Origin of the sequence: Saliphagus infecundisoli (assembly GCF_020177375.1) — an archaeon.
In the GTDB taxonomy this organism is placed as follows: domain Archaea; phylum Halobacteriota; class Halobacteria; order Halobacteriales; family Natrialbaceae; genus Saliphagus; species Saliphagus infecundisoli.
In genome coordinates this window covers 1-19,899 of record NZ_JAIWHV010000037.1, presented here as the reverse complement: position 1 = coordinate 19,899, position 19,899 = coordinate 1, and the positions used below count along the sequence as shown (strand labels likewise).

15 protein-coding genes are annotated in these 19,899 nt (G+C 55.5%); 3 read left to right on the top strand and 12 right to left on the bottom strand.

All coding sequences use genetic code 11. The features are described 5' to 3' along the window. Positions 1–258: 258 nt before the first annotated feature. From LCF40_RS20915 to LCF40_RS20905, 3 genes are all read right to left on the bottom strand, one after another. Complete coding sequence (locus LCF40_RS20915; RefSeq protein WP_224830085.1) at positions 259–4,461, bottom strand: helix-hairpin-helix domain-containing protein; 4,203 nt, start codon at positions 4,459–4,461, stop codon at positions 259–261. 18 nt (positions 4,462–4,479) lie between these two features. Next, a complete protein-coding gene (locus tag LCF40_RS20910) occupies positions 4,480–6,075 on the bottom strand; it encodes a TrbL/VirB6 family protein (RefSeq protein WP_465269290.1) in 1,596 nt (531 codons plus the stop codon). A 78-nt stretch (positions 6,076–6,153) separates the two neighbouring features. Further along, positions 6,154–6,603, bottom strand: coding sequence for a hypothetical protein (locus tag LCF40_RS20905; protein ID WP_224830083.1), 450 nt, complete (start codon positions 6,601–6,603; stop codon positions 6,154–6,156). 338 nt (positions 6,604–6,941) lie between these two features. Between LCF40_RS20905 and LCF40_RS20900 the strand changes: the two genes are divergently transcribed. Further along, positions 6,942–8,240, top strand: coding sequence for a hypothetical protein (locus LCF40_RS20900; RefSeq protein WP_224830082.1), 1,299 nt, complete (start codon positions 6,942–6,944; stop codon positions 8,238–8,240). Between the two features lie 31 nt (positions 8,241–8,271). Here LCF40_RS20900 and LCF40_RS20895 read toward each other — a convergent pair whose 3' ends face one another. The 4 genes from LCF40_RS20895 to LCF40_RS20880 form a co-directional block, all read right to left on the bottom strand. Continuing rightward, on the bottom strand, positions 8,272–9,306 hold the full coding sequence (locus tag LCF40_RS20895; RefSeq protein ID WP_224830081.1) for a hypothetical protein: 1,035 nt from the start codon (positions 9,304–9,306) through the stop codon (positions 8,272–8,274). A gap of 2 nt (positions 9,307–9,308) precedes the next feature. After that, entirely contained in the window at positions 9,309–10,211 is a 903-nt protein-coding gene (locus LCF40_RS20890; RefSeq protein ID WP_224830080.1) for a DUF8159 domain-containing protein, read from the bottom strand. 77 nt (positions 10,212–10,288) lie between these two features. After that, a complete protein-coding gene (locus tag LCF40_RS20885) occupies positions 10,289–10,954 on the bottom strand; it encodes an HNH endonuclease (RefSeq protein ID WP_224830079.1) in 666 nt (221 codons plus the stop codon). Next, positions 10,951–11,844 carry a twin-arginine translocation signal domain-containing protein gene (locus tag LCF40_RS20880; protein ID WP_224830078.1) on the bottom strand — a complete coding sequence of 298 codons (894 nt, stop codon included), beginning with the start codon at positions 11,842–11,844 and terminating at the stop codon, positions 10,951–10,953. The genes LCF40_RS20885 and LCF40_RS20880 overlap by 4 nt, the downstream gene beginning before the upstream one ends. A gap of 200 nt (positions 11,845–12,044) precedes the next feature. Here LCF40_RS20880 and LCF40_RS20875 point away from each other — a divergent pair, with 200 nt between their 5' ends. After that, the gene (locus tag LCF40_RS20875; protein WP_224830077.1) at positions 12,045–12,338 is read left to right on the top strand and encodes a hypothetical protein; all 294 of its coding nucleotides are present in this window, start codon (positions 12,045–12,047) and stop codon (positions 12,336–12,338) included. Positions 12,339–12,843: 505 nt separating this feature from the next. On the opposite strand, the gene LCF40_RS23605 is transcribed toward LCF40_RS20875, so the two are convergent. Both LCF40_RS23605 and LCF40_RS20870 read right to left on the bottom strand, forming a co-directional pair. Continuing rightward, on the bottom strand, positions 12,844–13,296 hold the full coding sequence (locus LCF40_RS23605; RefSeq protein ID WP_345777874.1) for a toxin-antitoxin system TumE family protein: 453 nt from the start codon (positions 13,294–13,296) through the stop codon (positions 12,844–12,846). Further along, a complete protein-coding gene (locus LCF40_RS20870; RefSeq protein ID WP_224830076.1) occupies positions 13,297–13,833 on the bottom strand; it encodes a winged helix-turn-helix domain-containing protein in 537 nt (178 codons plus the stop codon). A 322-nt stretch (positions 13,834–14,155) separates the two neighbouring features. Between LCF40_RS20870 and LCF40_RS20865 the strand changes: the two genes are divergently transcribed. Next, entirely contained in the window at positions 14,156–15,445 is a 1,290-nt protein-coding gene (locus tag LCF40_RS20865) for a site-specific integrase (protein ID WP_224830075.1), read from the top strand. A gap of 129 nt (positions 15,446–15,574) precedes the next feature. On the opposite strand, the gene LCF40_RS20860 is transcribed toward LCF40_RS20865, so the two are convergent. The 3 genes from LCF40_RS20860 to LCF40_RS20850 all read right to left on the bottom strand — a co-directional run bounded on the left by LCF40_RS20860 (position 15,575) and on the right by LCF40_RS20850 (position 19,461). After that, positions 15,575–16,153 carry a hypothetical protein gene (locus LCF40_RS20860; protein ID WP_224830074.1) on the bottom strand — a complete coding sequence of 193 codons (579 nt, stop codon included), beginning with the start codon at positions 16,151–16,153 and terminating at the stop codon, positions 15,575–15,577. Next, positions 16,150–16,950: a ParA family protein gene (locus LCF40_RS20855; RefSeq protein WP_114579215.1), complete on the bottom strand. Its 801-nt coding sequence runs from the start codon at positions 16,948–16,950 to the stop codon at positions 16,150–16,152. The genes LCF40_RS20860 and LCF40_RS20855 overlap by 4 nt, the downstream gene beginning before the upstream one ends. A 1,056-nt stretch (positions 16,951–18,006) precedes the next feature. Continuing rightward, on the bottom strand, positions 18,007–19,461 hold the full coding sequence (locus LCF40_RS20850; protein ID WP_380684080.1) for an orc1/cdc6 family replication initiation protein: 1,455 nt from the start codon (positions 19,459–19,461) through the stop codon (positions 18,007–18,009). Positions 19,462–19,899 lie beyond the last annotated feature (438 nt).

Sequence of the window (19,899 nt, the reverse complement as noted above, 5' to 3'; positions counted from 1 at the left end):
GCGATCCGTGTGAAACGCAGCCCTGTATCTCTCACGCAACACGCGCCACAGAGCCTCGTCTGTCCCCATTCGCTCCCGACCTAGATCTCCATCACTCTCGAAGTTGGGTTCAGACTCGGTGTTGGTGTTAGTCGTTGTGCGGTCTGGGTTCGATCGGTCGTCATCTGCGGAACCAGTCATGGATGAATCACCTCGTGTTGTCGAGTTTCTGAACACCGTTGTCGAGTGGACGAACGGCGTCTCGTCCAGACGGCGGTTTTAGTCGTCATCGGACACCCCCTCCACCGCGTCAGCTTCGTCTGATGAACTGGCGCTGGAGATTGACTGATCGTCGCTGTCAGTGTTGGATCGCTCGCGAGCAGCATCGATCCACTTCTCGAGAAGCGTCGAAGCGATGAGCACCTCCCCCTCGAGAGAGTTGCGATCGGCTGTGGCAAGATCCTCTACGGTTTCGATCCCGGCTTCACGAAGCGTACTGCTGTAGGAGTCCCCAATTCCGGTGAGTGTGGTGAGCTCCTCGCCCTCGTCTTCACGCTCCTCCTCGTCTTCTTTTTCTGGTGCCTCGACGTCCTCACCCTCGTCTTCGTTGTTGTCCACTGTAGCCTCGTCGTCCGGTTTCATCTCAGACGCCTCAGGGTCAGCTTCCTGTGACTCGTCTCCGTCGCTCTCTCCTCTTTCGTCTTCATGGTCCTCCTCAGCCGTCTCACTCTCAGAATCTGTCCCGATCGTCTCACCCTCTATTTCGACCGCTTCAGCGTCATCCGTGGTGATAGTCTCAGTCGGATTCGCTGTTTCAGAGGCTGCTTCAGCCTTGGTAGGGCTATTGTCGTCTGACTGGCTGGGCGACTGACGCTCCTCATGAAGTGCGGCGAGAGCAGACTCCAGCGGTCCTGGACCGTCGCTCGTTTCTTCGGACTCCTCCTCGTCCGTCGGCGTATCAGGGCGTTCGGCGTCGTCGATCTCGTCCGTGCGACCGTCGGATTCCCGACTGTCCACCGCCTCGTCCTCGGTCGGCGCCTGATCACTGCTGTCCTCCGTGGAGTCTGTGAAGGCCCGATCAAGGGCACCGGGATCACTCACATACGAGCGGATATACTGCTGGAACGCACCGTGTGTGTCCGGATCGTAACTCAGCAGGGCATCCTCGAACGACCCAGCAGACACTTCGAACGTGTACCACTCTTCCTCGTCACTGAATCCGACGATCCCGGTCGAGTATCCTACATCAGCCTCTCCCGTCACCGCCTCGCTCGTGGCGAAATTATACTGGCTCTCGTTTAGCCCGAACGCGTCAGCGACCGTCCGATCGAGGTCCTTCACCCGGAAGAACTCGGTCGTCGTACACTGCCCACGAATGGCGTCTTTGTGGCCGGCCTCGTCGTCGTCGCCGCTGATGAACTCATCCGGGCGGTGCGAGAGGAACCACAGCCCCGCGTCGTAGTGGCGCCAGTGACGAGCGGCCTGTTGCAGCCACGGCAGCATCTCCTCGCTATGCAAGAGGTAGTGAGCTTCGTCGATAACGAAAATCGTCTCTTCGGGGGCCCGTTTCACCATCTCGTAGACGTTGCGCAGCAGGAGTTGGAGCATCGTGGACTTGTCCGCCGTACCTAGCGCTTCGATCTGCTGCAAGTCCAGATAGTTGACCTCGCCCTCCTCGAGCTTCACCTCACTCTTTCCGATCAAATGCTGGTAGCGCCCGTGCTTCTTGAAGCCGACCAGCTTGCGGAGGAACTGGCGCACCTCCTGTTTGACTTCCTCGCCCTCGATATCGTGCCCGGAGAGCGTGTATTCCGTTGGGTTCTCGAGCATGGTGGTCGTCTGCTCGATGAAGTCGTCCATTGTCGGGCTTTCTCGGCTGTGCGTCTCCGGCTGACCGGGGTAGATCCCGGCATCGCGGTAGGTCTCCGTGACGATCTCACTGACAAGATGTTTGAAGTCGTCCGGATCCCCGCCTTGGGCCTTGATGATCGACAGGATCCAGCTCACTGCCGAGTCGCGAGCCATCCCGAACGGATCGACGTCTTTCGTCTCCATCACCGTCTCAGGGGTCTCCTGAATCAGCAGTGGGTTGATCGTCGTGTTCCCGTCGACGACGATTCGATTGCCGTTGACCGCCTCCGTGTGCTGGTAGAATTCGCCCATCGTATCGAGGAAGATCACCGTTCGGCCCTCCTTTGCGAGCCACCAGCGAAGCGCGTGCTTGCCCCCGTGGTACGTCTTCCCCGAGCCCGAGTCCCCCAGCGTGAGCTTGTGACCAGCCCCGCCTCTTTCGAACTGGCTCGCGATGAGTGCCTGCCCGTGATGTTGAGAGCGACCGTACTCGACGCCCTCGGCGTCCTGGACGGTCGAGCGAGCGAACGGGAACAGCGTGCCGAGCGCGCCGTCGAGCACCATCGTATAGTGGTCTTTCCAGGACAATTCGTTGTAGTGGTCGCGCGCACCCGGAGCACCCGATTTGAACAGTTCGTCTGCTCGTGATGACGAGATTGGCGTGAGTTCCGCAGGCGTGTCTTCGACCGCGTTCAAGACGTGCTCTTCGGCTTCCTCGAGCGCGCGTCGTTTCGCAACGTCAAGCGAGAGCGTCTCCGGGGATTCGTAGCCCTGCTCGATCTGTGTTTCAGCGAGATCCAGTGCCTGCTTCGATCCGGCTCGGACCGTGAGATACCCGTTGAGCTCGAACGGCCGGACCGTCGTCTGCTTCAGCAGTTTGTACATCCCCTGGTAGTAGTGGACGTCCTCAGTCATCACCGAGGACTCGATATCATGAACCTGCTGTCTGTCGCTGATATCCGCGTCAATATCCTTGATCTTCGGTTTGAGTCGGTCGATCGCATCAGCCTTCTCGACCGGGCGTACGCGGAGTCGCAGGTCGAAATCAACACCTGTGAGCGTCTGCAACGACTGGAGGAAGTTCGGCGATGGGCGCTTTCGCCACCCGGTCAGCCAATACGTGCGGGCATACTGATCGCCGACCTCCACATAGTCACCGTGAACGTCGAACGTTCCAGGGGAGAGAGCGTCCTGAAGAGGTGAAGACGCCACGTCACGGCCGCTGTCCGTCTCCGAATCCGAAAGTGGATGGAACAGCCCTTCCCGAATCCGAGCCAGTGTGGTTGTCTTCGATGCTGTCTCCGTATCCTCGAATACGTCCTCGGCTGGTCCGGCCTCGATAGGCGATTGGAGCAACTGCGTGACGACGTTATCTGTGGGCTCCAAGCCGGTCGCTCCGCCGTCACTCGCGACCTCGGCTTCATTGACGCCCGCGACTGCATCGAGCGAGATCCGTCCGTCAGATACTTCATCGAGGTCGTTCGCTTCGGAAGTCGTCTCAGCACTGGCCCGGGCATACTCATCGAGATGGGCGTCGACCGCTCCTGGTCGGTGGCTATCCATCTTCGCGCCCTCATGCTCGTGGGCGTCTGATTCAGTCGATTTGATATCGGGCCACACCGCGAGGTTCGTCGTCTGCGACGCCGAGTCATCGGTGAACTGTCGGTGCTCGACTCCAGCCCAGTATTTTGCGAGCAGGAGGGCGTGCTCAGCCGGATCGACTAGTTCGCCCGAACAACCGCTCACCGAACCCGCGACCGCCTTCGCGGAGGCAACCCGATCACGCAGTCGCCGCCGTATCTGCGTGCGCTGGTTCCCGTCCGGCTCACCTCCACCACCGAACGACAAGAGCGAGCCACCGTCTGACCGATGGCGCTCATCGAGCTCTCTCGGATCGACTTCGACGACGATGTACGATCGGAGTTCGCGAGCCTCCCACGTCTCGTCTTCCCGCTCTTCGTAGAGGACGTAGTCCTCGAGGAGATCGCGGGCGATGATCCACTCATCGCCACCGAACCGCTCGCTATGGCGTTGCTCACGGTACTTCTCCGTGATCTCGTCGACGTCAGTGTCGAACGTCGTCATGAAGAAATCGAACGGGCCGTCCATCTCCCGGCGGAGCGCGAACGTCAGATCCTGCACCATGTCGTTCGCCGCCGACCGAGACTGCCGCTCGGTATGTCGGCCCTCGACGCGTACGAGCGCGATGTAGCGTCCGTCCTCCATCTCGGCGAAGCCGTTTGCAAAGATCCGCTTGAAACCGTGGATCGGCTCGACTGACGACTCGAGGTGAGTCTGCGGGTACTGCCAGCGGAGGGTCATCGACCGAAAGCCCGCACGAGCACGGTCGATTCCGGTCGTCGTCTCGTAATCAGTGGTGTAGGAGACAGCCATTCCGATCATGGCCAGCGGGATCCCAAGTGCGACTGTCAGCCAGAGGAGACCAGAGCCACTGGTGAACGGCGAGGTGAAAATGCCGAAGAACAAGATGATGCCGCCGGGTGCACCGTAGAACACGTGTTTGAGCTTGTACCCTCGCACTTTGATCGACGAATCGATGTACGGGAGGGCAAGCTGTGACGGATTTCGATCAGTCGTCTCCGACTCGGTTGGTGATGCGTTGGTTGTCATTGTGATGTGATGGTTGTGTTATGAGTTGACTTCCCGATCGATCCGATCTTTTCGCATCTCACTGAACGTCTGTTTCTTGCGCAATTCGAGGGGCTGCCGGCGGTTCTCAGGGTTGGAATTACCACCCTGAGTGGACTCGTCAGGACTCGCGCTGGAGCCACCGTTGCCTTCGCTGGGAGCGCTGTCACTACTCGTGCTGGATCCCCCACTCTCACTACCCCCGCCCTTGGATCCGCTGCTGGGACTGGCCTCGCTCGATACACTATTGCTACCGCCGCTAGATCCACCGCTGGCAGTGGAATTCTCGTTACCGTTCATTTTCTGTCGAACTCCCTGCCTGTAGTGACGAGCGAGGTGATGCACCTCGGCTGGTGCGTTCTGCATCACGCGCTCGGTCGGCTCCCGGCCAAGCTTGAGCGCGGCGGCGATCTGTGCCTTCTCCATCAACTTCCAGGGGAGGTAGACGAGAGCAAATCCGATCCCGAAGACGATCAAAATGAGCGAACCAGCCGTCCCAGCGATCGACTCACCAAGCGGGAGGCGCACGAGGAATCGCAAGATGAGAGACTGAATAGTCGACAGTGCGAGGAGGACCCCGAGAATATACAATCCGAAACTGCCGTACGCGCGTGCCTGGCCGTGCGACGCCCATGCGGCCCAGCTGAGCGGCCAAAACAGTACAGAGAGGTACGTCAGAAAATGCATCGCGATGACAGCGACCAGTGCCGCGACGACGACGACCCCCTTGGCGACGAGCAATCCCAGCAAGAGAAGGACACCAAGGCCGAATCGGACTCCACCTTCGGGGGTGGCGAACTCTTCGCCATCGGGGTAAATCTCCGCAGCGAGTTCGGCAAACAAATGCAAGAGTGCGGGCGCGAACGCGAAGGTCCCGAATACCATCAGCCCTGCAAAGGCGACACGCTTCCATCCTCGCCGGCGTTTCTCGGCGCTCTCATAGGAGAACGAAATACCGAACTGTGCGATCAACCACATGACTGCGATGACGATCGGCCACGAAATCACCGCAAAGACCGTCTGCCACTGCTCGCTCTCGGGCTCGGTCCAACTCGAAGGATCGGTTGCCTCCCCCGGTGCTGGGACCTGGACGGCGATTTCGTGGATCGCATTGATCACGACGACGATCTCGCTCAACAGTGCCGAGACTGCCCACACCACGAGGCTGTGGAACCACTCGCCTGGGGACTGGCGCATTGCGTTCGCAGTGTCTGAGATCGTTTCTTCTGCGGCTTGAGCTGAGTCATAGATGTTCCCGATTGATTCGGCTCCGGGGACATGCTCTTCAGAAAAGTCTCGTACCCCACTTAGTTTCTCATCCCTAGCATTTTCCACTCCATCCATCGAGGGGATAATCCCACCACTTTCCTCTTCATCCACAGATTCGGTTTCGTTTGAGTTGGTTTCTTCATCTTCTTCGACAGAAATTTCATCCCCATCGACACCAGAAGCAGTTGACTGATTCTCCCCGCCAAAATCAATTGAGACACTTCCTCCCTCGTTAGGGTCAGCTCCAAATCCGTCGTCGGTAGTCTCGTTGCTCTCGTTTTCCTGTGCGTCGACGACCCCAATACCCAACCCCCCAAACAGCGCCACAGTCAGCAAGAGAGCCCCTGCAAGCGCAACCAGCAACCACCTCCGATCAACCGAAACCTGGGGTCTCATACTGGACGGTCAGAACATGAAGGGCATGATGACCAATATCTCCCCGCCCTGAAGGCAGCCATCGAGGTTGATCCCAAGGTAGTCGAGGACCGCGCTCATGCTCCCCAGGAACAGCCCTCCAACAAGTGTGATGAATCCGTTAATTATGTTGTTGCGCTCACCCCGACGACCACCTCCGCCACCGCCCGTCCCGACGAAGCCGAGCCCAATTTGGGCCAGCCCGACGAGAATAAGGATCAGTGTCAACAGCCCAAAGCCGAGGAAAACCATCTGTCCGAGCGCGCCCGAGCAAGCGACATCGCCGGCTTCCTCGAGCGCCGATTGGGCAACCACTGGCTGGATCAGCACCACCACCGCCGCAACGAACACTGAAATCTGGACTGCTGTGACGCTCTGTCGCCCCAGAACGCGTTTCGTTGCTTGAATCACTCGCTGCAGTACCTTGTCATTTGGCACCATGTGAACATCCCACTATCTCATACGATAAATAATTTATGGAATACTAACTAATCTAATGCCTGAGGATAGAATAAAAATTAATACAAATAGCCTACGGATATTTCACTGTTGAAACCGTGCTATGTTTGATGTATAGAACCTCAATTGATAGTATATTATTCTATCATACATTATGGAAATTATGAGTTAATATAAAGAGGGTGGTTAACAAGACACACATGATTAAGAGGAGAAACTGTGTGACGTCCCCTACGCTGACTCGTCGAAACCTCTTAGCAGGGATCGGGGCGACAGCGAGTGCAACAGCTCTTGCTGGCTGCGGTGGGCACAGTCAGACCATGTCAGTCGGTGATGGAGACATTCCTACTGCACTCCCACCTGATCAGTATGCCCCACGGTTTTCCGAGGTCGTCAATCTCGTCGACGATTTCGGTGCGGATCCATCGGGAGAACATCCGATCGACGCCCCGCTCCGACAGGCGTGGGACAACGACCGGCTCATCGTGCTCCCGGAGGGCGAATACAAGATGAATCGGCCGTTCCGACGGACGAGTACCTCGAACGTTGGGTTGATCGGCCAGAACGCGCTCATCCGACACGGCCGCGTCGAGGCGATCGAGGGTCACACAGTCGATCAGGGAGAATACACTGGCTCCACGATGATGTTCCGGATCGGGACCTCAACGAACCCGCATGGCGATCTCGTCTTCGGTGGCCTCATTTTCGACTGGGGGTGGCACGCGAACGCAGGAATGCAGGGTCTCAATGCGTTCATCGACGGAGAGGCTGAGATCCGAAATATCGTCTTCCACGGAACGCATTCACTCGGGTCATTCGCCAATTTACGCGTCGCAACCGCCGAGCCCGACTCCGTTGCTCTCGTTGATTCAGTCGATATGCGCGGCGGCGGACTCCACTACATCGATACGATCAACACCCGAGAAGAGCGTCGGTACGATGAGGGACCCGAGCATCCCGACTTCGGTCAGTCGTGGGGCTCAACGGGGTTTACGGGCCATCCCGATCAACAGGGGACGACAGTCATCCGCAACATGATCTGTGGACCCTGGCCCGATAACACGATCTACCCTCGCGGGGGATCCGGCCGAAAGATCGTCTCGGGATGCATCGTTTGGGACGGCGGAGGGTCCCAGATCCGGACCAACGGAGGCGACGACTGGGAGCCTGTTGAATGGCTTGACGGCACTGACAACAAAGATGAAGCTCTCGACGGGCCGTATCCCGGCTCTGTCATCGAACAATGCCATGTTGTGATAGAGACCAACCCGGATGGGGTCTACATCAATCCTCGTGGAATCCTGCTCCAAGACGGCCCACAACTCGTTCGTGACTGTGAAATCGAGATTGCGTATGCTGAGGGCGGCGGCGCTGGAGGGACGTATGGTTTCGGGACGCGCGGAGAAGGCGGGGAGTCACCGGCCGGCCCGGCCGTCGTCGAGAACTCGAGGATCACGCTCTACGAAAACGCCAATGCGATCTATGTCTCGCCGTACACGAATTCGATCGAATTCCATGACATCGAGATCAACACAGTCGGCTGGGAAGCTGGTCTCAATCGCCTCGTCGGTGGCACAGGTGCCGATCAACTCGAGAACGTTATCGTGAACGCTCCGTGATCGTCTCGAGCTTTGAGAACGGTGTCGGAAGCTAACGAAGAGCAACCGTCGCAAGGATTTCCTCCGCTAACTGCGCGTACTCCTCGGTGTATACTGACCGCGAGACAACTACGGCAGTTCTGTACTGGTAGCCAGTGGCCTGGGCGATCAGTTCGTGAGCGAAGATGTTTCTCTCCCGTTCGGTCATCTCAATGATGAACCGATGGCCCTCCTCACCGCTCGAGAGTGTCACCGGGTCGTCTGCATGGATTTCAACACTCGGATCGGGTTCGAAGTCCTTGCGGAAATGGCGAACTTCTCGGTCGAGGTCAGTGCGAACCTCCCTAATTTCGATCCAAAGCCACGCAGTCTCGTCGTCATTATGGATTTTGACGTAGTCGTCGCCCTCATCAACCACCCAGTTGGCGGGATGGTCGACTTGGTAGGGCGACTCCTTGATTCTGTACTGCTCGAAGCGAACGTCCTCATCGCTTTCTTCTTCTCCAGAGTCCTTTTCGGCTTGATCGCTCTTCGGGTCGTCCTCGTCAGTGCCGTCATCAGATCCGTTCTCGTCCGCCTCATCCCCCGAGTCGTCTTGATCTTGGGGATCCTCAGTGGTTTCGTTGTCATGACTCTCATCTGCGGTGCCATTCTCTCTGTCCGCATCATTCGTTTCGTGTTCAGAATCGGGATCAGTCGTATTGCCTTCGCCATCATCATTTTCCTCACGGTCCAGGTCTTCCGTTGTGTCGTCGTCTTCACTCTCGCCCTCTCCATTTTCGTCGTCATCCGCCTCCTCCGCCGCGACCTCGGCCTCAGACTCGTTCTCAGCAACGTCATCGGGTGACTCCGTCTCGTCATCATCATTTCCCTCACCATCCGGGTCTCCTGATGTACCGTCTTCTGCACTTTCGTCCCCAGAGTTATTATCGTCCGTCTCGTTCCCTAATTCCTCAGTCTGCTGGTCGTCATCACCCAACCCTAGACATCCCGCAATCCCACCGAGGACTGCGATACTCCCAGCGCCTAAGAGAAAATCTCGCCGCGTAACAACGCCAGCAAGATCTGACGAGTTACCGCGTTCCATTGTTAGTCGCTGCTGTCGCCGCTATCGTCATCGCTGCTATCGTCGATTCTATTATCATCAAATTCGTCACTAATTTCGACCGTTTCTTCGATCCGATCTCCATACTCTTCATCGGACATTTCGCCGGCATAAAACGCTCGAGCCCATTCACCTTCAATATAGTAGGATCCTTGCTCAACGTCGTTGTAATCCACGATTGTGACGTGAAGCCTCTCCGTCCGCTCTACGAATACACTTTCATACTCTTCCGTCATTTCGTTTTGCAGAATGTCATCATACGCGGTATAGTGTTCGGCGAAATTGGTTATTTCACCATCTATTTCAGCCCGATCTTCTGCATACGTCCGATATTCGATATACATGACCCCATCCTCCATTCTTCCATCCGTGACCTCGTACCCTTCATCTGTCAACATTTCTTGAAATGCTTCAAGCGTGTTCTCTTCCCTCTCCTCTTCCGATATCTCCTCCTGTGGATCGCTCTCGCCAATGAATTCTCCTCCATCGAATCCATTACTGTCGGTGTCATCAGCATCATCCTCCCCCTCGTCATCACCAACTGGCGTATCGTCGCCTTCGATCCCACTATCATCTTCGGTCGGAATGTCAGAGCCGCCGTTGTCACCCAGCACTAAGAACGGTGCAACACTGAGGCTCGCAATCACCGAAATCGTTACCAATAGTGCGACGAGTGTCACTGCTGCTGGTTTCGCTCCACCCCCAGGAGTGAACCCTGGCGTGTTGCGCATCGCGAGTCGGTCCGAGATCCGATTATAGTTCGAGAACACTGCATACGCGAAGATGAACGGCACCACCGGGAAACACACGAGATACACTCCGAGAACGACGAGATTGCGTTGGGTTCGGCCCGGTGCCATCCCAGGGATATACGTTATGAGTGTCATTGTCTCTCTAGCCGTTTTATAGTAATAGATACTTATCAGTATTAAAATTTCCCCTGACGTGAAAACTCACGGTCACGTCAGTGCAGGTGACCTCGCCACAGTGCCCACACCCCGATCAAGATTGGGGGCCACACTAATAGCGCCGTTGACAGCAGTTCGATACTCACCCCGACACCCTGCAAGACGATCGCTGTAATCCCTGCAGCACCCAGTCCGAGAACCGTTGTGACGAATAGCGGCTTTGAAAGAAGGACTGCTAACACGATCACTGTCGGGATACCGACCCAGACTGTCTCATCCTCGAGCGAGCCAAACTGAATGCCTCCTCCATAGGCGAGCAAGCGACCAAACAGTCCGACCCAAACCGACATGATGAGCGCAGCGAGACCCCCTCGCAGGCTCGCTCGAGCTGGCCCGATCCGATACACCCTCGGCCCGTCGCCGACCCAGCCGTCCTGGAAGATATCGTGGTCGTGGTTGTTCTGGTGACACGGTTCGCACAGCGTCTCGAGGTTCGACAGGCGATTCGACCCACCGTCTGCACGCGCCTGGATGTGATGAGCGTGGAGACGCTCGCCGTCGTCACCAGCGTAAGGTCCGCTCTGTCGTCCGCAGTTCTGGCACGTCCAGTCGTCGCGTCGATAGACGGCCTTACGTCGGGCTTCCCAATCCGGGGGGTTTCGCCCCGAATAGGTCTCTGGGTCGTCGTACCGCGGATTGATCTCGGACTCGTACTGACTCATTCGATTTCAACCTCCACGAGCTGTGTCTCCTCGAAATACCACAGGTTCGACTCCCGCGAGAGCTCGCCCCCGAACGCGACCGTAAGGGTCGCGAACAGTTCCGTCGCAGGAAAGATCGCGACCACCAGCGTTGCCTCGATCTCCTCGCCCACCCACTCCGCAACCTCGTCCTCAGTAAAGGTCTCCTCGGGGAACGCAAACGGAGAATACGCGGTGATGGCGCTAGTCGTCTCGTCAACGCCAACGACAGCATGGCCGACCGTCGAGACCAGTCCATATCGGTCATCGTTGAGTGGAATGAGTCTCGCTCCATCGGGGGTAGAGTCGTCGCGGTTCGGCGGAGCGACGCGTGGGTTCGGAACGTTCTCACCCGCAACGCCTGACTCGAAGATGAGCCCTGGAGCGTTCCCATCGTTTTCGAGAGCGATTACTGGGGCTGTCGTCGAGGCGCCGTGAAGATCGGTGAGCGGTCCTGTGCCGGGATCGTCCCCAACGTCCGTCTGCCCGAAAATGTCGATATCGGCGAGTTCGACAGCCGGCTCGAGTGTGATCGACCGTTCGTGGCGCTCGTCGTCGGCATCTACGGCCACGAGCGTGTACTCCTCTCCCCGTCTGTACATCGCTTGGGCCTCGCCGGAACCGTACTCGATGAGTGAGAGTGCAATGCGGCGCTGTCCCAACTCAAGAGTGGCCCCGTTGAAGACATCGCCGTCAGGGTTTACAAGACTGATTTCTTCGATCTGCGACCCCTCAGCGAACGTAACCACGAGGTTCCAGCTCGAACCCGTGATCTCTTTGAAGACGCTTTCCTCGGAACTCGAGAGGCATCCCGCTAGACTCACGCCAGCGAGAGTAGCACCCGAGGCGGTGAGCAGCCGCCGTCGATGCATAGTACCACATCTTATATTATCATACATAAGTATTCGCCAGAGCTAAAAGAACTGATTGGGAGTTACCCCACGGGAACTATTAGTCTGGATCTCGTGGGGTAACTACGAGGACGATGACTGAAGACCAGCCAGACCCACCGGACCTCCCAAAGACACTCCTCAAGCCTCTCGAACGCCAGTCACCCGATCGCCTCGACGACGTGAGCGCGTACGCCCGTGAACTCGCTCGGTGGAAGCGTGCCGAACGCGAACGGGAACTCGCCGAAGCTCGGAAACGAGAGTCGATCACTGACGGTGAAGAGATCGATCTCAGAGAACGCGGAATCTCGGCTGATTCCCACGAGTATGAGGATGTTCCCACCAGCGGTGCCTACATTACGATCAAAGAAACCAAGCCCGGCTACGAGTATTATTACTGGCAGTGGCGGGAGGGCAACTCGTGGAAAAACAAGTACATTGCACCCGTTGATCCGAAGAATACGACCAAGAACTGAGAGCGGTTCTGTAGACATCCGTTCGTACGCCAGAAAGCATCTCCAGAACGAGGTTCATCTTCTTGGTGACCAACCGTCTCACGAAGGGAGCCTCTATGAAATCCGCTCTAAGAGATTTCACACCTCCATATTTACATGAGCCATTGGGTTTTGAGAGTATACCCGGGCAGAACTCCTGTTTCGAGTTCAGGTTCACAAGTGGTATGAACCAGGCTTACTGAGAGCCATATCTGTGAACGGCACTAGCGTAGCAATCCAGAGTCAATTACAATAATACGCTTGTAACACAATCTCAGAACTGTGTTCGTGCTGTCTTTTCCTAAAAGATGAGAAGGGGACACGTTGTAAGGATGAAATGCCAATAGTGATTACCAATAGCTAATACGAGGTGTTGATCAACTTGTTTACCCTCAACCACAGTCGAGCAGACAGATTATAAGCCCACACCGGCTGGCTCCACCATGTCGGCCGAAGAAATAGGCCCAACTCGGGAAGAAGTTGCTTATCAGGATGCGTCGATTGACCAGTGTTGCGTGATTCGTTGTTCGATCGCAGCGAGTACCAGTGACACGATATCCAATGGGTGCACTGACGAGACTGTGAGATCCTCAACTTTGTCACCGGTTGGCGGCTGATGGAAATGGAGGCGCGCGTTGTGTGAATTAGGGTGGCGGTCCCATCGACACTCCCACTGGTCGCCGTTTGCATGGGTTTCGATATAGTGAATCGAGAAGTCTCCTCTCGTGAACCAGCGAATATCCAAACGGGCAGTCTCGATTGCGGGCGGATATTGGTCCACACCAACCAGTGCACGGAGAAGGATCGGCTCGTAGCTGTCGGGTTCGAACTCGGTTGTGGTGACCACCGATTCGTCTGCGAGGATACGTTCGAGAAGGCGGAGAGTCTGTCGATCGGGTGGGCCTGTCGATGCCGGATCGTCATCTGGTGACGGACTCATCTACGCTGGCAGGAGGTGGCCATCGTTTTGGGCGAGCTGGCGTGCGAGGTCATACAGGCGAATATCCCGGTCGATGGACTCCCACTCGCTGATGGCGTCCATCCGCTCGTGAATTAAGTCATGATCGTCCTGATCGAAGACCGATACCGACGCTGGATCCGTTGTCTCGAACCGCTCCTCGAACTCGTCTTGACGATCTTCGAGTTGCCGAACGCGTTCGATAATCTCCTCGAGGCTCAGTTCTTGTGCGAGGCGACTCGCCTCCTGCCACTCGAGGTAGCCATCGTTGCGTTCGTACCGAGCGGGACGGCTTTCGCGATCGGCGTGCACGATGCCCATTTCTGCAAGACGTTCTAAGTGCTTTTTCGCTGCGTTCGGAGAGCAGTCCGCGATCTCCGCGATTTCGGAGTAGGGCGTTGGGTCTGTAATTCCGAGGATGGTATCATAGACACGGCCGAACGTGTCAGTACTCTCGTGCCAGCGGTGTCGGACCTCGTCGACGGCCTCTGCCGGTGGAGTGGGGTCGAAGTCGGACATAGCTCTTCCTACGTACTACTCCGCAATATATCTTTAGAATTCGCAGATATTTGATTAGGGAAGTTCCGGCAGTCGATATACCATCATGCAGTTTATTATCTGGAGTTATTAGTTGGGGCGATATTGTGTTGTTATGGTTTTCTGAACTGGAAAACCACACCACACAAGATATAAGTATATCAAGGGTAACGCTCTACCCACCGAGAACAACCAGCTTAGAATCACCGGTGCACACAGCGAGTCGCCTTCCGTAACGCGATTTCACCGGCCACCTGCAAAGCTCGAAAACAAGAGAATTCGACTCCACACCACCGCGTCATCAATGTCCGCCGACACTACCACCGACTCACCACGCTACAGCACGATGGACCTCAAGGACTGCGAAGCCTTCTATCACGAGGAAATTACCCGAGAGATGCAGGCTGATGGCCTCGATCCCGACCACGAGACACCGACCTACGCCTGGCTGAGTGACCGCTATCGGGGCTTTATCGCACGTCTCTCCCGGACCTTCGACCTCTCGCCCGGGGACTTCTATGACGAGATCGGCGTTCCGCCACACGACGGAACCGAAGAGAGCCCGTTCGCGTTCGTCAACGATCAAGACACCCGTCAGGCCCTCGAATCCTACCTGCATGAGCTCAGGGACCGACAGGGGCGGGCTGAATCGACAATCGCAACTCGGCGCTCGGTACTTCGCCGCTATGTTGAAACTTACCAGCAGGTGAACGACACTGATGACCTGCTCTCTCCCCTCCAGTCTGAGCAGGACAGTTCCGAGGAGAAAACCCGTGTCGCGGATACATTCGACGTCCTAAGACGACTCGACGAGACGCTGAATACGCACGCATCACGGCTCAAGTACGTCCAGGAGGTCAGGCAATTCTACCAACACCGCGTCGACTTCGGGAAAGCCGATTACGATCCGACGACACGGCTCGAACGGCGATTTGGATGGGATTCAACGCCTGACTGGGACAATCCCGCACTCGATGCAGATGAGATTCAGTCGCTCTACCAGACCGCTGAGACGCCAGCTGACCGCCTTCTCGTCATCGGAGTCTGTGGATGGGGACTACGGCCGAGCGAGGTCTGTGCTCTCCATAGGCGCCAGCTCACGCTGACTCCCGACGAGGATGATCCCGAGGGTCCGGATCCGTACATCGACTTTGGCGAGAACGAACGCAAGAACGGGCCGGGGGCTGTTGCGTTGCTAGTCGGTGTCGAGGAGCTCGAATCGCGAATCAATACCCTCCACGACGAACATGGCGGCGACTGGAACGGCTACCTGTTGCCATCATCCTCCTCAAAGTCCGGTCACATCTCCACTGAGACCGCCCGCCGGCACTTTCAAAAACTCGCTGAGGAGGCAGGAGTGACCGTTGACGGATCGACGCCAACCCCAAAGATGGGGCGCCGATACTGGTATACGGCCTATGGAGCGGCGGTCAAACGGGTGGCTGAGCGGTTCGAGGATATCGCAGAAGAACAGGGATCGAAATCAGCCGACGTCGTCCTCGATAACTACCTCTCGAAGGCGGAAAAGCGAGGGCACCGCCGCGAGGAGATGCGTGGCGACTTGGAAGGTCTCTTTACAGTCGTCGATTCGTAGCGACTCGATATATTCTCTGAGCCAGGCGACAGCCAGATCAACGGTATCCCTACGAAGTGTACTTGCCGAAAGCAGTATCAATCGTTTCTGAAAAAAGGAATCCAGCAGAGGGTCCTGAAGATTGGGTTCTTACTCGATTTCGAGCTCTTCTTTCAGCTGCGGGCTCTCGAGACCAGCCCGGAAGACGGCATTGAAGAAATCCTTATTCTTGGAGAGATCTTCGCCGTGAGCTGCATAATATTCTGTATCAAGTTCCTTGAACTTCGTCCGCATATCGTGGTAAACGCTCTCGAAGAGATAGACGTTTACGTTGTGGAGGTCACGAACAGCGAGCCCCTTGTTTTCTGCATCTATCGCCATCTGTCGGACGGTTTCGCCGTGAGCCTGCAACGCCGGGTCCTCCTCGACTTTGACAGATGTGTCTTCAGTATCTGAGGTATCTGAGAGGTCTGAAGGCTCTGACGTATCTGGAGAATCTTTTATTTTGGATTCCGTCGTGGCAGACGCTCCATCCGCTGTATCTTCTGTATCCGAATCGTATGAGGAATTGGCTTCATCATCCGATCCGGGTGGGACTGAGGTATCTTCCCTCACCTCAGCCTCTTCAGAATCCGCTGTCGCTGAACCTCCGCCACTTCTCACCTCATCCATACTCCAAAGTTCGCCCTTTCGCTCGTCAAGATCATCTTGGTCATCCTCACTGCTCATGCTTTCACCTCTGTCGTATGGCGTTCGAGCATTGCCGCGATTTCGGTATAGGCCTCACGAGCATCTTCGGTTTTCGCGGTATCCTCGTGAGTGAAGATGGAGACACCACTATTCCAGGCACGCCGGATAGCGACTCGGTTCGGAACCTGAAATACGTCGTATGGTGCATCATTAAAGAACTCGATCATCTGCTTGGTATCGTTGTTCTGGACGCTCTCGACGGAGTTTATGACGATTCCGAGGATATCAATGGCCTTGATCTGACCAGGGAAGCTATTCGTAAGATAATCGATCTCCTCGTTCATCTTCTCAATGGCACGGATAGATCGCCGAGTTGGCTCAACAGGGATAAGAACTGACTCGGCCGCGAGGAGAGCGTTGTCCAGAATTTGACTGAGATCAGGTGGGCAGTCTATAAGGATGAAGTCGTAGTCGTGCGTGAGCTCGTTGATAGCGATTTTGAGCCGCATCTCGCTGTTCGCGACCTGTGTGACCAGCATGTCCTTGAGGCCGTCCATCGCCTTGTTAGCTGGGATGACATCGAATTCATCATGATGCTGGACGATATCGTTGATTTCTTCGGTCCGTGAAGGATCGACCATCACTTGGTGGAGTGACGGAATCTTCTGGTCGTAGAGGTCGCGAAATCCCGTGCCCTCGGTTAGGGTTCCTTGCGGGTCAGCATCGATTAAGAGAACGTCGTGCCCTTCGTTGGCGAGCGCACCACCGAGATTGATCGTGGTAGTGGTCTTCCCGACCCCACCTGCTTGATTCGAGATGGCGATGATCTGTGTCATGTGTCTATTGTATCTGAGGTACCTGATATAATTGTTTGTCAGACGTGTCTGTGGTATCTGATGTGTCTGATAGATCTGATCGAGACCGATTACGATACTGAAAACTTAGTGGGGTGTATCTGGAATACATGAGAAGACTGGTCGAACTGTGGCCCAATCTCCCAATCGTTCCGATTCACCTGTTGTGTCTGATATTACTGAGCAATAGATCGTACGTGAATAACTGGCATGACTGACCTGTCTGGTATATCTGAGGTCAGTTACTAAACGCAGATTTGTTCAGCTTTGAGGCTGCAATCGTATCTGAAGTATCTGAGGCCAATGCTTTGGGTAGGGCCAGAATCTCTCCCCACCTGTGTATCTGATGTGTCTGAGGTAGCTGAGGATACTCGTCACCTGTTTGTCCGGATACGCGGGTTCTACCGAGATACCGATTTCCGGGGAGTGACAACCAAAAAGAGTATTGAAGGAGTTATGACTGCACTCCCTCCCCCCGTCATCGATGTGTAAAATCATGAGATGAGGAAGGAGGTAACGACATAAGAAGGTCAAAACTGCCGATAAGGCCGTAGACGCCGAGAAGGAGGATTCAGAAGCAAGAATTCCATACTCATGAGAAAAGCATATTGTCTGACGAAGTTTTATGTATGAGCCTTCACAACCAAAACCGTACTAGAACCAAGTACGAAAGTTAGGAGGAGAAAACTTCGACTAACTGAACGACGGTGATCTCTGAAATCTCCATCCTCTCTTCTCCTCTTCCGGGTGTTCTTGGCTATCTCACGTCCTTATGATGATGTATACCATTTCCCTTAGTGAAATCATCTCCTCTCTCCCCCGTTGTTTACACTTCGATGACGGGGGGTGGGGGTTACGAGATTGTCTATCCTGGTGGTTCTCGTGTAATCTGAGTGGAATACAAGGTGTGGAACGTTTTTTTGTCTCTAAACTCGGTCGACTGAGACTTCGATCCTCTCTCACCTCCTTACCTCGGTCACCTCGGCTTTACACATCGAACACGGGGGGAGTGTAATCCAAAATGAGCCTCCACACCTTTCACTGATTGTGGAATTCTTTTAGCTGAGCGTTTACGACTGAGCTGAGGAGTTCCTCCTGCTCAGCTATACCCTCAAGACGAGTGTCATCGATAATCCGGGTCATCATCGCTTCTGGGTCACCTGTGAACGTGAATTCCATATACATCCCGCCACCTCGTCCTCGGCTCTTTCGAGATGCCGAAATCAACCCATACGTCGAGAGTTCCTTGACGTATTTGACGTACGTTTCACGGGTCATCTGGTCAGCATCGAGTTCATTCGTCACCCACTGGTAGACCTTGAATCCGACCGGACTTGGGACGGAACTGCCTGTCCAGTTCGAATAGTGAGCAACTGCTGCAGTCGCATATAGTGAAATTTTCTTTTGTGTTGTGAGCCCCTCAACGAGTTTCAGCGACCGGTCTTTGTCGATCTCTTCTTGGGACTCTCGGACGTGGTCCTCTGTGACTCCTTCATCTCCACGTTCGTCTGCGAGGTCCCCGGCCCCGCGGAACAGGTCGATAGCTTTTCGTGCGTCACCATGACTCTGCGCAGCGAACGCTGCTACGAGCGGAATCACGTCATCTTTGAGGGCATCTTGACGGAAGGCATCACGACGATTTTGGAGAATTTTGCGCAACTGATTCGCGTCGTAGTCTGGAAAGTAGACATCACGGGGGTTGAATGAACTCTCGGCACGCCCATCGATGTCTTCCATGAATTTTGGATCGTTTGTTAGTGCTGCTACGGACACGCGGCCTTCGATCTCGTTGGTGTTGCTCGCTCGTGACAACTGATACAGAAGTTTCGAGTATGCGGGTTCGTCGTTTTCGCGCCGGCCGACCAAGAGATCAATCTCATCAAGAATAAAGATGACAGAGTCATAATGTTCGTTGATAAGTTCGTACAGGCGTCGGTACTTGCGCTTCGTCGACACGCCTGTTTCTGGTACGCCGATTTCCGTACCGATGTCCTGGGTAACGGTTTGGACGAGTTCGTAGACGGCCTGATCAAGAGTATTGATCGGCTGACAGTTAATATCGACAACTCCGAAGCGTTCGCCCTTTGATTGGCAGAGTTCGATGATCTGCTGTGTGACTGCCCCGATGATGAGTGACTTACCTGTTCCAGCGGGACCGTACAGCAACATATTCGGCGGCCGATTTCCTTGAAGTGTCGGCTTCAGAAACGAAACAACGGACTCAAGCTGGTCGTCACGACCGACGATCCGCTCCTCATCGATAATCGTGTCTGGCTCGACAAGGTCACGGTTTACGAAGACTGATGCTCCCCCCTCATCGTCGAGCATATCACGGATTGACCGCTGAGTGCTCTCTTCAGTAGATTCCTGATTCGAGCTCGCGTCTCCGGCAGCATCCTTGCGGGCGGCTTCTATTTGCTGTCCACCCTCTGTAGAACTAGTTCCTTCATCAAGCGTGGATTGATCCGCCCCATCTGGATCATTACCGGCCATATTTCCCATGTACACCGGAGCATTAAAAAGTTTGACCTCCGTCGATGTTTATTCAGTCTCTGTAGCCAATATAATGCCTAAATTCTACGGTCTAATGGACATAGGTTCGAACCGGCACCGAAGTATATCTGGCACGAACCCCCCGTCATCGATGTGTAACACAGAGCCGTCGCAATTCCTATAAACTTGAATATGTGTGTCGAAAAACACCATCCCCCCATGATCGAAGTGTAAATACTAGGCCGTACACTCCCCGTCATCGATGTGAAAACCGGTCTAGTCTCTCTTCCTTGTTGGTGTGGCTCAATGATTTGGTCGCGTCGCACACTACTTCCGAGGAATACGTCTGCCGAACAGCTATCGTCTCAGCAATCCGTGAGAGACACGATCAGTCATGTCGTCCGTTCTTCCGCACAATAACGTCGCTGCTCGCAACTT

Coding starts and splice junctions, on each gene's coding strand:
- LCF40_RS20905 (WP_224830083.1), bottom strand. CDS start 6,603: ATGGTGCCAAATGACAAGGTACTGCAGCGAGTGATTCAAGCAACGAAA.
- LCF40_RS20865 (WP_224830075.1), top strand. CDS start 14,156: ATGTCCGCCGACACTACCACCGACTCACCACGCTACAGCACGATGGAC.
- LCF40_RS23605 (WP_345777874.1), bottom strand. CDS start 13,296: ATGAGTCCGTCACCAGATGACGATCCGGCATCGACAGGCCCACCCGAT.
- LCF40_RS20860 (WP_224830074.1), bottom strand. CDS start 16,153: ATGAGCAGTGAGGATGACCAAGATGATCTTGACGAGCGAAAGGGCGAA.
- LCF40_RS20900 (WP_224830082.1), top strand. CDS start 6,942: ATGTCAGTCGGTGATGGAGACATTCCTACTGCACTCCCACCTGATCAG.
- LCF40_RS20885 (WP_224830079.1), bottom strand. CDS start 10,954: ATGAGTCAGTACGAGTCCGAGATCAATCCGCGGTACGACGACCCAGAG.
- LCF40_RS20850 (WP_380684080.1), bottom strand. CDS start 19,461: ATGGCCGGTAATGATCCAGATGGGGCGGATCAATCCACGCTTGATGAA.
- LCF40_RS20855 (WP_114579215.1), bottom strand. CDS start 16,950: ATGACACAGATCATCGCCATCTCGAATCAAGCAGGTGGGGTCGGGAAG.
- LCF40_RS20870 (WP_224830076.1), bottom strand. CDS start 13,833: ATGTCCGACTTCGACCCCACTCCACCGGCAGAGGCCGTCGACGAGGTC.
- LCF40_RS20895 (WP_224830081.1), bottom strand. CDS start 9,306: ATGGAACGCGGTAACTCGTCAGATCTTGCTGGCGTTGTTACGCGGCGA.
- LCF40_RS20915 (WP_224830085.1), bottom strand. CDS start 4,461: ATGACAACCAACGCATCACCAACCGAGTCGGAGACGACTGATCGAAAT.
- LCF40_RS20890 (WP_224830080.1), bottom strand. CDS start 10,211: ATGACACTCATAACGTATATCCCTGGGATGGCACCGGGCCGAACCCAA.
- LCF40_RS20880 (WP_224830078.1), bottom strand. CDS start 11,844: ATGCATCGACGGCGGCTGCTCACCGCCTCGGGTGCTACTCTCGCTGGC.